Below are 12,799 nucleotides of genomic sequence, written 5' to 3'. Positions count from 1 at the left end.
GCCGGGCCGCGCGCAGGCCGCGGTTGCCGGGGTGCCGGGCCGCGGCCGGACGGGGTCATCCGGAGGTCACCAGGGGGCGCTCGCGCAGCCTCCCCCACCAGGCCTGGTTGTCGCGGTACCAGGCGGCGGTCTCGGCCAGCCCCTGCTCGAACCCGATCCGCGGCTCCCAGCCGAGCTGCGCGCGGATCTTTCCGTCGTCCAGGCTGTAGCGCAGGTCGTGACCCGGCCGGTCGGCCACCTGCTGGACCATGTCCCAGTCGGCGCCGCACAGCTCCAGCAGCGACGAGGTCAGCTCCAGGTTGGTCAGCTCGTGCCCGCCGCCGATGTTGTAGATCTCGCCCGCCCGGCCGTCGGTCAGCACGAGCTGCACGGCCCGGCAGTGGTCGTCCACGTGCAGCCACTCGCGGACGTTCCACCCGTGGCCGTACAGCGGCACCGGCTCGCCCGACAGCAGGTTCGTCAGGAAGCGCGGGATCAGCTTCTCCACGTGCTGGTAGGGGCCGTAGTTGTTGCAGCAGCGGGTGATGCGCACGTCCAGGCCGTAGGTGCGGAAGAACGAGCGGGCGATCAGGTCGGCGCCGGCCTTGCTGGCGGCGTACGGCGAGTTGGGCAGCAGCGGGAAGTCCTCGGTCCATGAGCCGGTGGCGATCGACCCGTACACCTCGTCGGTGGAGACGCACACCACCTTCGGCACGCCAGACAGCCGAGCGCCCTCCAGCACGCTGTGGGTGCCGCCCACGTTGGTGCGGACGAACTCGGCGGCGCCGTGCACCGAGCGGTCCACGTGCGACTCGGCGGCGAAGTGCACGACCGCGTCGTGGCCGGGCAGCACGTCCAGCATCAGCTGCTGGTCACAGACGTCGCCCTCGACGAACGTCAGCCGCGGGTGCTGCGCGGGCAGGTTGCCGCGGTCGCCGGCGTAGGTGAGCGCGTCGACGACGGTGACGTCGGCGTCGGCGAAGCCGGGATAGCCGCCGGACAGCAGCGTGCGGACGTAGTGGGAGCCGATGAAGCCGGCTCCGCCGGTTACCAGGATTCTCATGCCACCTCCACTGTGGCGTGGTCGCCGATGGCCAGGCGACGGTGATCGTCGTCGGCGGCCGAGCACACGGCCGCCTCCCTGCCGATGAGCGAACCGTAGATGCCGCGGACGCTGAGCACCGACACGCCGTCCAGCGTGATGGAGTGCTCGATCCCGGCGTTCACCAGGGTGCAGCCGCTGCCCAGGGCAGTGTATGGGCCGATCCGGCTGTCGCGGACCAGCGTGCCGGCGCCGATGACGGCCGGGCCGGTGATGATCGAGTCGATGATCTCGGCGCCGGGTTCGACGACGACCTCGCCGTAGAGCCGGCTGCGCGCGTCCACGCTGCCGCGCAGCTCGCCGCGCCGCTGCTCCATGAGGACGCGGTGGCATTCCAGCAGGTCGTCGATCTTCCAGTAGCCGTGGAGCTGGGTGGCCTGGTAGCCGTCCTCGCGTGGTTTGAGGTCGATCAGGTAGGCGTCGCCTGCCAGGTCGGGAGATGGCGGGCACGTGCGGGCCCCCCAGCGCCTCGGCCGCGGGGTAGCTGCCCAGCTCGTCGAGCTCAAGGCTTACTCAAGCGCTTCTCGAGTGACGCTCGAGTGCGACTTGCTGAGGTGCTGTGACCGGCGCTTGTCGACAGGAGAGCTGGACGTGAACTACGTAGTGGCGTTGTCCGAGATCGGGCTCGGCCAGGTGCCTCGGGTGGGCCGGAAGGCCGTGCTGGGGGAGCTGAGGCAGGCCGGGTTCCCGGTGCCCGACGGGTTCGTCGTGACCACCGATGCGCTGGAGGCGGGCCTGGCAGGCACGGAGGTGCCCTTACCCGAGGGGCTGGCGGCGGACCTGGCGGCGGGCCTCGACCGGCTGGGCGGCGGACCCGTCGCGGTGCGCTCCTCCAGCGTGGCTGAAGACCTGCCCGGAATGTCGTACGCGGGCCAGTACGGCCTGGGCGACCGGCTCATGTCGGGCGAGGCCACCGCCGATGAGTGGACCGTCCGCGACGGGCAGGCGGAGCACCGCTCGGGAGGCGAGCAGGCGCTCACCCCCGAACAGGCCCGGGAGGTCGCCGCGCTGGCCCTGCGCGTGGCCGAGCGGATGGGCGGCCCGCAGGACATCGAATGGGTCATCGACGACGACCGCCTCTGGCTCGTGCAGGCCCGCCCGATCACCGGGCTGCCCGGCGAGGCGGAGCCGCTGATCCCCGTCCCCATTGAGGCGCCGCCCGGGTTCTCCACCCGCGACCGCAACACCGACCGGCCGTGGGTCCCGCTGCAGCGGTCGCTGTTCATGCCGGTCTTCAGCGCGTGCGCCCGGCACGTGTTCGCCTTCAGCACCGGCGTGGTGCCCAGCGCGCACGCCATCGGCGGCTGGACGTACGTCACCACCCCGACTGACACCATCGGCGAGTTGGTCGCCAGGGTCGAGAAGATCGCCGTGGCGGTCGAGGACGGCGAGCCGGAACGGCTGATCCACCAGTGGAACGACGAGACCAAGCCGCGGGTCGCCGCCGAACTGGCGGAACTGCGCGCCGTCGAGCTGCCCTCGCTGCCCGACGAGCTCCTCACCGCCCACCTGAGCCGGCTGCTCGACCTGTTCGGCAGCCTGCACGAGATGTACTTCCGCGTCACCGGCGCCGCCGTCTTCCTGTTCGGACGGCTCGGCGTCGCCTGCGAGGACCTCCTCGGCTGGGACGTGCCCCGGACGCTGCGGCTGCGTGGCGGCCTGGCCGGCGACCACGTGCCCGCCACGAGCGAGCTGGGAGAGCTGGCCAGGACGGCCGCGGCCAGGCCCGCCGCCCGCGCCGCCGTGGAGACGGCCACACCCGACGCCGCCGCCGGCTGGCCGCCACCGGCGTGCTCGCGCGGGCCGACGACGTGTTCTACGTCGAGTACGCCGACGCGCTGGCCGCCCTCGACGACCGGCGACCCCGGCACGACCTGGTCCGGCGCGGGCGCGGCGAGCACGCCTGGGCGCTGGCCAACCCGGGCCCGCCGAGCTACGGCACCCCGCCCGCCCCGATGGCGCTGGCGCCGGGCATGGCCCCGCCCACCGCCGGAGCCGAGCAGATCACGCGCGCCATGCGGTGGTCGATGCGGCTGTTCGGCGGGCCACCCGGGCCGGGCGCCGGGAGCGAGACCGAGGCGGGGGCCCTGCGGGGCGTCCCGGCCTCGGCCGGCCGGTACACGGGCCCGGCGCGCGTCATCTCGTCCATCGCCGACTTCGGCAAGCTGCGCCGCGGCGACGTGCTCGTCTGCCCCGAGACCACCGCCCAGTGGGCGGTGCTCTTCCCCAGCGTCGGCGCGCTGGTGACCGACCGCGGCAGCCTGCTGTCGCACCCGGCGATCATCGCCCGCGAGTACGGCGTCCCCGCCGTGGTGGCCACGGGCAGCGCCACCACCAGCTTCCACGACGACCAGCTGCTGACCGTCGACGGCAGCACCGGCCTGGTGCGGCCCGCGCGACTACGCCTACGAAGCCATCAGCCGCTCCCTGCGGGGCGCGGAGACCATGTTCGGCGCCCGCACCCAGAGCACGGAAGGGGCCAGCGCATGACCAACGGACCAGGTTCGAGAATCCGCCCGCTGCTGCCGCTGATCATCGACGTGGTGGTGCCCGTCGTGCTCTACCTGCTGCTCAAGCAGGTCGGGCTGGACGACTTCTGGGCGCTCACCGTGGCGGGCCTGGCCACCGGCGTGGCCGTGACCGTCAACACCGTCCGCCGCCGGAAGATGGACCTGATCGGCGTGCTGGTCGTCCTGGAGATCGTGCTGTCGATCGTGCTGCTGTTCGTCACCGATGACCCCCGGATCGTCGCGATCAAGCCGTCGTTCTACACGGCGCTCGCCGGAGTGTTCCTCGGCGCCACCTGCTTCGTCGGCAAGCCGGTGATCTACCTGACCGCGCGGCCCCTGGCGACGCGCGGCGACCCCGAGCGCGAGGCCGCCTACGAGAAGGCGTGGCAGGCCTCGGCGCCCTTCCGCTTCCGCCAGCGGCTGATGACCGCCACCTTCGCGCTGTTCCTGCTGGTCGAGTCGGTGCTGCGGGTGATCGTGGTGTACCGGTTCACCGCCGCCGAGATCGAGGAGTCGTTCCTGCTGTCGCAGCTCCCCGGCGTCATCCTGTTCGCGGCCGTGCTGCTCTCCTTCCGGCTGCAGGTGCCCGCGCTGCGCCGCATCGTCAACGGCATTCAGGAGAGCATGAAAGACGACAGCGCCTCACCCGCGGGCAAGGAGGGGTGAGCCGCCGTGTCGCCGCCCGCACGTCCTGTTCGGGCTGAGCCCGGCCGTCAGGGCGACCGGCCTGCTCAGCAACGCGGACGGCGCGCTGGTCGCCGGCGGCGCCGAGTTCCTGAATCGCCTGATCGTCCAGGTCGCCGGCCCGGTACGGTGGGACGCCTGCATGGCGAGCATGGCCCGCCTCGGCGTCACCACGCTGATCGAGCTGCCGCCGGGCGGCACCCTCACCGGGCTGGCCAGGCGCGGCCTGTCCGGAGTGACCGCGATCGCACTGAAAACGCCCGACCAGCTCGACGTGGCCCGCGGCGCGCTCCGACGGTGGGCGGAAGGCCGCCATTGACCTGGAACGGTCAGGCGGGGACGGCGTGGGAGGTAGACTTCTCGGTGGCCTGACACCACAGGCCGACTTCGCATGTCCCACTGCGAACCGCTCCTTCGGTCCGGGCCCTGGCCCGGCTGGAGCGGTTTCGGGGCATCAGGGCGGCAGCCGCCGTGCTGCCGCGGCACAACCGAGAACCGCGCCTGCGCGCAGGGCGCCCAGACCTGGAGGACCATCACATGGCCCCCGTCGTCACCATGCGACAGCTGCTCGAGAGCGGCGTTCACTTCGGTCACCAGACCCGCCGCTGGAACCCGAAGATGAAGCGCTTCATCTTCACCGAGCGCAACGGCATCTACATCATCGACCTGCAGAAGTCGCTGTCGTACATCGACCGTGCCTACGACTTCGTCAAGGAGACCGTCGCCCACGGCGGCACGATCCTGTTCATCGGCACCAAGAAGCAGGCCCAGGAGGCCATCTCCGAGCAGGCCGCCCGGGTCGGCATGCCGTACGTGAACCAGCGCTGGCTGGGCGGCATGCTCACCAACTTCTCCACGGTGCACAAGAGGCTGCAGCGTCTGAAGGAGCTCGAGGAGCTCGACTTCGACAACGTCGCGGGCTCGGGGCTCACCAAGAAGGAGCTCCTCATGCGCCGGCGTGAGAAGGACAAGCTGGAGCGCACGCTCGGCGGCATCCGCGACATGGGCCGCGTGCCCTCCGCGGTGTGGGTCGTCGACACCAAGAAGGAGCACATCGCGATCAGCGAGGCCAAGAAGCTTGGCATCCCTGTCGTCGCGATCCTCGACACCAACTGCGACCCCGACGAGGTCGACTACCCGATCCCGGGCAACGACGACGCCATCCGCGCCGTCGGCCTGCTGACCAGGGTCGTCGCCGACGGTGTCGCCGCCGGCCTGATGGCCCGCTCGGGCGCCGCCCGCGGTGACGAGAAGCCGGCCGCCGCCGAGCCGCTGGCCGAGTGGGAGCGCGAGCTGATCGAGCAGGGCGGCGGCGAGCGCCCCGTCGAGGCCGCCGAGACCGTCGAGACCGTCGAGACCGTCGAGGCCGCCGCCGAGGCTGAGGCCGCCGCTCCTGCCGAGGCTGAGGCCGCTGCTCCCGCCGAGGCTGAGGCCGCTGCTCCCGCCGAGGAGCAGGCCGCCGCTGAGGGCGAGACCGAGCAGCAGGCCTGAGCGCCCGCTCCTCGGGCAGCAGGACCAGCAGCCGAGCAAGGCTCCTGTACGGCACGCGGTTGCCGTACCAACCCAGGGTGGGCGCCGGTGTCCGGCGCCCACCCGATCCACGACGACATCCCACAAGGAAAAAAGCAATGGCTTCCGTGAACATGGCCGACGTCAAGCGGCTTCGCGAGATCACCGCTGCCGGCATGATGGACTGCAAGAAGGCGCTCGAGGAGTCCGAGGGCGACTTCGACCGCGCCGTCGAGCTGCTGCGCCTCAAGGGTGCCAAGGACGTCGGCAAGCGCGAGGCGCGTACCGCGTCCCAGGGCCTGGTCGCGCTCAAGCAGGATGGCGACTCCACCGCCGCGCTGGTCGAGATCAACTGCGAGACCGACTTCGTGGCCAAGGGCGAGCGCTTCCAGGAGCTGGCCAACCAGGTCGTCGCGCACGTGCTGGAGACCAAGCCGGCCGACGTGCAGACCCTGCTCGACTCCTCCTTCGACGGCAAGACCGTCAAGGAGCACCTCGACGTGGCCAACGCCGCGCTGGGCGAGAAGATCGAGATCCGCCGCTTCGCGGTGCTGGAGGGCGGCTACATCGGCGCCTACATGCACCGCACCGACCCGGCGCTGCCGCCGGCCGTCGGCGTGCTCGTGCAGCTCGACAAGCCGAACGCCGAGGTCGCCAAGGACATCGCCCAGCACGCCGCCGCGATGGCCCCGCAGTACCTGAACGCCGCCGCCGTCCCGGCCGAGGTCATCGAGAAGGAGCGCAAGCTCTTCGAGGAGATGACCCGCGAGGAGGGCAAGCCCGAGGCCGCGATCGGCAAGATCGTCGAGGGCCGGGTGAACGGCTGGTACAAGGACTTCACCCTGCTCCAGCAGGCGTTCGTGAAGGACAACAAGAAGAGCGTGGGCAAGTACGCCGAGGAGAACGGCGTCGAGGTGCTCGCCTTTGTCCGTTACAAGGTCGGCCAGGCTTAGGCTTGAGCGCACGTCCACCAGCCCAAAGAACCGCCTAACGAAGGAGGCCGCCGCCGTGCAGGACCACCGGGAGCCAGCCCACGAATCCACACGGACGGCGGCTTCCTCGTCCCAGAGCCCGCTCAGGTGGAAGCGGGTCATGCTGAAGCTGTCGGGTGAGGCGTTCGCCGGCGGCGAGCCGCTCGGCATCGACCCGCTGGTGGTCGACCACCTGGCCGACTCGATCGCCGAGGCGGTGCGCGAGGGGGTGCAGGTCTCGGTCGTGGTCGGCGGCGGGAACATGTTCCGCGGCGCCGCCCTGTCCGAGCAGGGCATCGACCGGGCCAGAGCCGACTACATGGGCATGCTCGGCACGGTCATCAACTGCCTGGCGCTCCAGGACTTCCTGGAGAGGCGTGGCGTCGAGACCCGCGTCCAGACCGCCATCACCATGCAGCAGGTGGCGGAGCCGTTCCTGCCGCGCCGCGCGATCAGGCACCTGGAGAAGGGGCGCGTGGTCATCTTCGGCGCCGGGCTCGGCTCGCCGTTCTTCTCCACCGACACGGCGGCGTCGCAGCGCGCCCTGGAGATCGGAGCCGAGGCGCTGCTCAAGGGCACCCAGGTCGACGGGGTCTACGACTCAGACCCGCGGAAGAACCCCGACGCGGTCCGTTTCGACCACCTCGACTACGGCGAGGTGCTGATCCGTGATCTGCAGGTCATGGACGCCACCGCGATCAGCCTGTGCAAGGACAACGACCTGCCGATCGTGGTCTTCGACCTGATGGGCGAGGGCAACATCCTGCGGGCGGTCCGCGGTGAGAAGATCGGCACGCTGGTGAGTCCCGCAGGCAAATGAGCGAGCGAGCCCGACACCGCCAGCCAGAAGACAGGGAGCCGCTGTGATCGACGAAACCCTCCTCGAAGCCGAGGACAAGATGGACAAGGCCGTCTCGGTCGCGAAGGAGGACTTCGCGAGCATCCGTACGGGCCGGGTCACCCCTTCGATGTTCAATAAGATCAATGCCGAGTACTACGGTTCGCCGACCCCGATCCAGCAGTTGGCCTCGTTCCACGTGCCCGAGGCGCGCATGGTCATCATCCAGCCCTACGACAAGGGTTCGATGGCCGCGATCGAGAAGGCGATCCGCGACTCCGACCTCGGTGTCAACCCCGGCAACGACGGCCAGGTGATCCGCGTGACGTTCCCCGAGCTGTCGGAGGAGCGTCGCAAGGAGTACATCAAGGTTGCCAGGAACAAGGGCGAGCACGCCAAGGTCTCCGTGCGGAACATCCGCCGCACGGCCAAGGACCTCCTGGACAAGATGATCAAGGATGGCGAGGCGGGCGAGGACGAGGTGCGCCGGGCCGAGAAGGAGCTCGACGACCTCACTCAGAAGCACGTCGCCAAGATCGACGAGCTGCTCAAGCACAAGGAAGCCGAGCTGCTCGAGGTCTGAGCGGCACGCCACACGGCCCTCGCCCGGTGGTGGGGGCCGTGGCTCATGGAGAGACTCTGTGGAACAATCTACGGCTGGCACCAGCCCGAGCGGCGGCGGCCGTAGCGGAAGGAACCTGCCTGCTGCGATAGCGGTCGGGGTGGGGCTGGGCGCGGCTGTCATCGGCTCGCTCTACACGCGCAAGGAGCTGTTCCTCCTATTGCTCGTGGCCGCGGTCGGCGTGGGCGTGATGGAGCTGGTCCAGGCGTTCGGCAGCCGAGGCATCAAGGTGCCCGCTGTCCCCGCGGTGGCCGCGATGGTGGCGATGCAGGCCGGAGCCTACTGGGGCGGGCCGGCCTGGCTGCTCGGCACGTTCGTGGTCTCCGTGTTCGTGCTGTTGATCTGGCGGATGTTCAGCTCGGGCACCGACGGGTTCGTGCGCGACGCGACGGCGTCCACGTTCCTGCTGGTCTACCCGCCGCTGCTGGCGGGCTTCGCGGCGCTGCTGCTCCGGCCGGTCGACGGCGACAACCGCGTGCTGATCTTCATCGCGGTGACCGTGGCCAGCGACATCGGCGGGTACGCGGCGGGCGTGCTGGTGGGCCGGCATCCGATGACCGCCATCAGCCCGAAGAAGACCTGGGAGGGTTTCGCCGGGTCCGTCGTCGTCTGCGTGGGAGTCGGGGCCTGGCTGGTGTCCTGGCTCATGGGCGGGCAGCTCTGGCAGGGCGCGCTGATCGGCGCGCTGGCCGCGCTGCTGGCCACTGCGGGCGACCTGATCGAGTCCATGATCAAGAGGGATCTCGGCATCAAGGACCTCGGCACGATCCTGCCCGGCCACGGCGGGCTGATGGACCGGCTCGACTCGCTGGTGACCACGCTGGTGCCGATCTGGTTGCTAATGTCGCTGTTCTTCTAGCGTCTCGCTGGTGATGGGCGTCAGCCAGAGCCAGCGCACGGCCTCACCGCCGAACGTGAAGCCCGACATGACGGGCATGCCGGGCGGGTCGGCCAGCATGAGGACCCCCGAGTACTGCGAGCCCAGCGGGAAGGTCGCGGGCTCGTGGTACCACTTCGCGGTGTGCCCGTGGCCGAGCCAGGTGACCGAGTGCCATGGGTACTGCGCCAGCCAGACCAGCAGCAGCGCCGCCTCGCGCGGGTCGTCGTGGGTGGCGACGGCCAGTTCGATCCTGGCGTACGCGCCGGGCCGGTCCAGCCACTGCTCGACGGTGGGCATCCGCTGACAGCTCATCCCGACCGTCGACAGGACGGTGAAGTCGCGGCCCGGCACGGGCGGCCGCTCGGTGATCCCCACGGTGGGCAGCCGCTCCCCGCTGGCGTCCCAGTACCTGCCCGCGGGGCCGAGGACCCGGTCCAGGTGGCCCATGACGAACTGCTGGAACGACCGCCACGATCCCTCGCTCTCGCGCCACCGCCAGTAGGACCCGGCGTTCGCGATACGCGGCTCCAGCCCCTCCAGGGCCTCCGACAGCGCCCAGGCGAACGGCGACTCGCCGACGGCGTCGCGCGCGTACCCGGGCATGCCCCTGCTCATGTCGGCCCAGCCGGGGATGACCGCGAGCAGGTCGTCGTCCTCGTACAGGGCGACGCCGTCGCCCTCCTCGAACCAGAGCGTGGACAGCCGCCCGAGCGGGGGGCGGCCCGCCGGGTGCCGGGTTGCGGCCGCGGGCATCAGCGGCGGCCGCCCGGCGGCGACCCTGGCCTGGTCCACCTCGGAGGGGGCGGCGCGGTGGTTGGCCAGCCACACGGCGCCGTGCACGGCGCCGCCGGGCGAGCACAGGAAGGCGACCGAGGCGTCCTCGTCCCGCTCCACCACGAGCGTCCGGCTCCCGTACGGGTTGCCGGAGGTGAGGACGATCTCGGTGTGCCCCTCGCCAGACGCAGACCGGAAAGTCGTCATACGCCTCTGACTGTAGATCGGCGGACGTCTCTCACGCGAGCATTGGCGGAATGACGCGTCCCGGGCGTGCGTTCACTACCCTGGTCGGAAACCGTCGAGAAAAGGGCAGCAACGTGTCCCAGCAGCCAGGTCAGCTCACCTTCGTCGCGCCGCGCAGGGCCAAGCCCGCGCGGCATCTGGCCGACCTGTCGATGGCCGATCGCCGGGCCGCGGTGGCCGAGCTGGGGGAGAAGGCGTTCCGGGCCGACCAGCTGTCGCGTCACTACTTCGAGCGGCTCACCACCGACGTGGCCGCGATGACCGACCTGCCCGCCGCCGCCCGCGAGAAGCTGTCGGCGCTGCTGCCGTCGCTGCTGACCTCGGTCCGCGAGCAGACCACCGACGGGGGCACCACCCGCAAGACGCTGTGGCGGCTGTTCGACGGCGCGCTGGTGGAGTCGGTGCTGATGCGCTACCCCGACCGGGTCACGATGTGTGTGTCGTCCCAGGCGGGCTGCGGGATGAACTGCCCGTTCTGCGCCACCGGGCAGGCGGGGCTGACCCGCAACATGTCCACCGCCGAGATCGTCGAGCAGGTGGTCTCGGGGGCGCGGGCGCTGGCCGCCGGGGAGGTGCCCGGGGGGCCTGGCCGGGTCAGCAACGTGGTGTTCATGGGCATGGGCGAGCCGCTCGCCAACTACAAGCAGGTCATCGGCGCGGTGCGCCGCCTGGTCGAGCCCGCCCCGCACGGGCTGGGCATCTCCGCCCGGGGTGTCACCGTCTCCACGGTCGGCCTGGTGCCCGCCATCGGCAAGCTGGCCGACGAGGGCCTGCCCGTCACGCTGGCTCTGTCCCTGCACGCCCCCGACGACGAGCTGCGCGACACGCTGGTGCCGATCAACACCCGGTGGAAGGTGGCCGAGGTGCTCGACGCGGCGTGGGCGTACGCGGCGAAGACCAAGCGCCGCGTCTCCATCGAGTACGCCCTGATCAAGGACGTCAACGACCAGGAGTGGCGGGCCGACCTGCTCGGCAAGCTGGTCAAGAACAAGCTGGTGCACGTCAACCTGATCCCGCTCAACCCGACGCCCGGCTCGAAGTGGACCGCGTCCCGGCCGGAGGACGAGCGGGCGTTCGTCCGCCGCCTGCAGTTCCACGGCGTCCCGGTGACGGTCCGCGACACCAGGGGCCGCGAGATCGACGGCGCCTGCGGCCAGCTCGCCGCCGCCGAGTGACTCCCGGCTAGGGGCGGGCGCGGCGGAGCCACCCGTACGCGGCCAGCCCGGCCAGGCACCACAGCAGGGAGATCGCGGCCAGCTCGGGGAGCCGGGCGGCCAGGTCTCCGGCGCCGGCGGCCTTCATCCACCTGATGACCGGCACGGTCAGCCAGTACAGGGGGGAGACGCTGAGCAGCAGCATGGCCATGAACCCGAAGAGCAGCGCCATGATCGAGACAGCCGGTGAGGGCAGCACCGGGCGGCTGGTGAGGGCGCCCAGCGCCAGGCCCGCCAGCACGGCGATGCCGTGGAGGGCCAGCACGGCGGCGAACTCGTCCGGCGGCGGCGTCACGCTCACGCCGAGCAGCAGGCCCCAGCCCAGCGCCAGCGCGGCGAATGCGACCGAGGTGGCCAGCGCGGCCAGCAGGCCCGCGCCCAGCTCGCGGGCCCGGCCGCCGACGCTGATCGCCGACAGGGTGCGCTGCTGGTCCGGCTCGGTGTCGAGCAGGCTCCTGGTGGACCACGCCAGCACCGGGATCAACAGCACGGCGGTGTCCGCGAGGGCGGACGTCTCCTGCCCGACGGGCGCGCGGCTGCCTTCGACGATCGCGAGCAGCGCCAGCAGGAGCAGCAGGGCCTGGTAGACGCGGTGGGAGCGGACGTAGGCGGCCACCCGGAAGACGGCCAGGGCGATCACTCGGCCTCCTGAGCGGTGAGGGCGCGGGCCTGGTAGCCGTCGGCGCGCATCCGCGACAGGAACCTGGGAAGCTCGCCGGACGGGAGCGTGACCTCGACCGTCACCTGTGGCGACGGCAGGAGGGGCTCGGGCGCGCCCTCCACGAGGTGGCCGTTCTGGATCGTCCAGTGGCGCAGCTCCGCCAGCCGGCGGAGGCCTCCCTGGTGGTCGCTGGCCACCACGACGACGCCGTCAGCCGACAGGTCCGTGACGAGCGAGGGGAGCGCGTCGCGGGTGTCGGCGTCCAGGCCGGCGAAGGGCTCGTCGAGGATCAGCAGCCGCGGTGACGCCATCAGGGCCTGGGCCAGGCCGACCTTGTGGGCGCTGCCCTTCGACAGCTCTCCCAGCCGCAGGCCGAGCAGGTGCGACATGTTCAACCGCTCCGCCCACGGCTCCCAGCGGGCGCCGCCGCGGACGCGCGACATGTGCCGCAGGTAGCCCGAGACCGTGAAGGGCTGCTCGACGGGGAAGCGGTCGGGGGCGAAGCCGACCACCGCCGGACGGCCGGTGATCGTGCCCTCGGTGGGCCTGGTGAGCCCGGCCAGCAGGCGCAGCAGCGTCGACTTGCCCGCCCCGTTCACACCGGTCACCTCGACCACGTCTCCGGGTTCCAGGCGGGCGTCGACCTCGCGGATCACGGAGGGTTCACGTCTTCGGTAGCGGAACGAGACCTTGGACAGTCGCATGATCTGTAACGGTATAGGGCGTCCTGCCTTGTCGGCATAAAGAGGCAGCACACAATGGAGGAGATCACGACTCAGGAGGAGTGGGGTTGAACCGCTTTCCACGCG

At 71.2% G+C, this 12,799-nt stretch carries 13 protein-coding genes and 1 pseudogene; 9 read left to right on the top strand and 5 right to left on the bottom strand.

All coding sequences use genetic code 11. The annotated features are described in order from the left end of the window. Nucleotides 1-55: 55 nt before the first annotated feature. Both rfbB and ABZ297_RS14650 read right to left on the bottom strand, forming a co-directional pair. Nucleotides 56-1,042, bottom strand: a complete 987-nt coding sequence (rfbB, locus tag ABZ297_RS14655; protein WP_355344927.1) for a dTDP-glucose 4,6-dehydratase — start codon at nucleotides 1,040-1,042, stop codon at nucleotides 56-58. Next, nucleotides 1,039-1,587, bottom strand: a complete 549-nt coding sequence (locus tag ABZ297_RS14650) for a hypothetical protein (RefSeq protein ID WP_355344924.1) — start codon at nucleotides 1,585-1,587, stop codon at nucleotides 1,039-1,041. Before ABZ297_RS14650 ends, rfbB begins: the two co-directional genes overlap by 4 nt. An 85-nt stretch (nucleotides 1,588-1,672) precedes the next feature. Here ABZ297_RS14650 and ABZ297_RS14645 point away from each other — a divergent pair, with 85 nt between their 5' ends. From ABZ297_RS14645 to ABZ297_RS14610, 8 genes and pseudogenes are all read left to right on the top strand, one after another. Next, entirely contained in the window at nucleotides 1,673-3,328 is a 1,656-nt protein-coding gene (locus tag ABZ297_RS14645; protein ID WP_355344921.1) for a PEP/pyruvate-binding domain-containing protein, read from the top strand. Further along, the gene (locus tag ABZ297_RS14640) at nucleotides 3,262-4,257 is read left to right on the top strand and encodes a VC0807 family protein (RefSeq protein WP_355344918.1); all 996 of its coding nucleotides are present in this window, start codon (nucleotides 3,262-3,264) and stop codon (nucleotides 4,255-4,257) included. The genes ABZ297_RS14645 and ABZ297_RS14640 overlap by 67 nt, the downstream gene beginning before the upstream one ends. Nucleotides 4,258-4,318: 61 nt before the next feature. After that, a pseudogene (locus tag ABZ297_RS14635) lies at nucleotides 4,319-4,594 on the top strand (ACP S-malonyltransferase); the annotation flags it as partial. 218 nt (nucleotides 4,595-4,812) lie between these two features. Beyond that, nucleotides 4,813-5,766 carry a 30S ribosomal protein S2 gene (gene rpsB, locus ABZ297_RS14630; protein WP_355344915.1) on the top strand — a complete coding sequence of 318 codons (954 nt, stop codon included), beginning with the start codon at nucleotides 4,813-4,815 and terminating at the stop codon, nucleotides 5,764-5,766. Nucleotides 5,767-5,903: 137 nt separating this feature from the next. Continuing rightward, on the top strand, nucleotides 5,904-6,737 hold the full coding sequence (tsf, locus tag ABZ297_RS14625; RefSeq protein WP_355344912.1) for a translation elongation factor Ts: 834 nt from the start codon (nucleotides 5,904-5,906) through the stop codon (nucleotides 6,735-6,737). Between the two features lie 139 nt (nucleotides 6,738-6,876). Then, nucleotides 6,877-7,575, top strand: a complete 699-nt coding sequence (gene pyrH / locus ABZ297_RS14620; protein ID WP_350802464.1) for a UMP kinase — start codon at nucleotides 6,877-6,879, stop codon at nucleotides 7,573-7,575. 43 nt (nucleotides 7,576-7,618) lie between these two features. Further along, the gene (frr, locus tag ABZ297_RS14615) at nucleotides 7,619-8,176 is read left to right on the top strand and encodes a ribosome recycling factor (protein ID WP_355344909.1); all 558 of its coding nucleotides are present in this window, start codon (nucleotides 7,619-7,621) and stop codon (nucleotides 8,174-8,176) included. 58 nt (nucleotides 8,177-8,234) lie between these two features. Then, on the top strand, nucleotides 8,235-9,074 hold the full coding sequence (locus ABZ297_RS14610) for a phosphatidate cytidylyltransferase (RefSeq protein ID WP_355344906.1): 840 nt from the start codon (nucleotides 8,235-8,237) through the stop codon (nucleotides 9,072-9,074). Here the strand turns inward: ABZ297_RS14610 and ABZ297_RS14605 are convergent. Further along, nucleotides 9,054-10,076, bottom strand: a complete 1,023-nt coding sequence (locus ABZ297_RS14605) for a suppressor of fused domain protein (protein ID WP_355344903.1) — start codon at nucleotides 10,074-10,076, stop codon at nucleotides 9,054-9,056. The genes ABZ297_RS14610 and ABZ297_RS14605 overlap by 21 nt on opposite strands. A 113-nt stretch (nucleotides 10,077-10,189) precedes the next feature. On the opposite strand from ABZ297_RS14605, the gene rlmN reads away from it, so the two are divergent. Then, the gene (gene rlmN / locus ABZ297_RS14600) at nucleotides 10,190-11,290 is read left to right on the top strand and encodes a 23S rRNA (adenine(2503)-C(2))-methyltransferase RlmN (RefSeq protein WP_355344900.1); all 1,101 of its coding nucleotides are present in this window, start codon (nucleotides 10,190-10,192) and stop codon (nucleotides 11,288-11,290) included. Nucleotides 11,291-11,297: 7 nt separating this feature from the next. Here the strand turns inward: rlmN and ABZ297_RS14595 are convergent, their stop codons facing one another. Together ABZ297_RS14595 and ABZ297_RS14590 are read right to left on the bottom strand one after the other, a co-directional pair. Continuing rightward, nucleotides 11,298-11,969 carry a hypothetical protein gene (locus ABZ297_RS14595; protein WP_355344897.1) on the bottom strand — a complete coding sequence of 224 codons (672 nt, stop codon included), beginning with the start codon at nucleotides 11,967-11,969 and terminating at the stop codon, nucleotides 11,298-11,300. Further along, a complete protein-coding gene (locus tag ABZ297_RS14590) occupies nucleotides 11,966-12,694 on the bottom strand; it encodes an ABC transporter ATP-binding protein (RefSeq protein WP_355344894.1) in 729 nt (242 codons plus the stop codon). Before ABZ297_RS14590 ends, ABZ297_RS14595 begins: the two co-directional genes overlap by 4 nt. Nucleotides 12,695-12,799: the final 105 nt, after the last annotated feature.

The sequence above is a fragment of the Nonomuraea sp. NPDC005983 genome (assembly GCF_040614375.1).
In the GTDB taxonomy this organism is placed as follows: Bacteria; Actinomycetota; Actinomycetes; order Streptosporangiales; family Streptosporangiaceae; genus Nonomuraea.
This window is presented reverse-complemented; position numbering and strand designations above follow the sequence as displayed.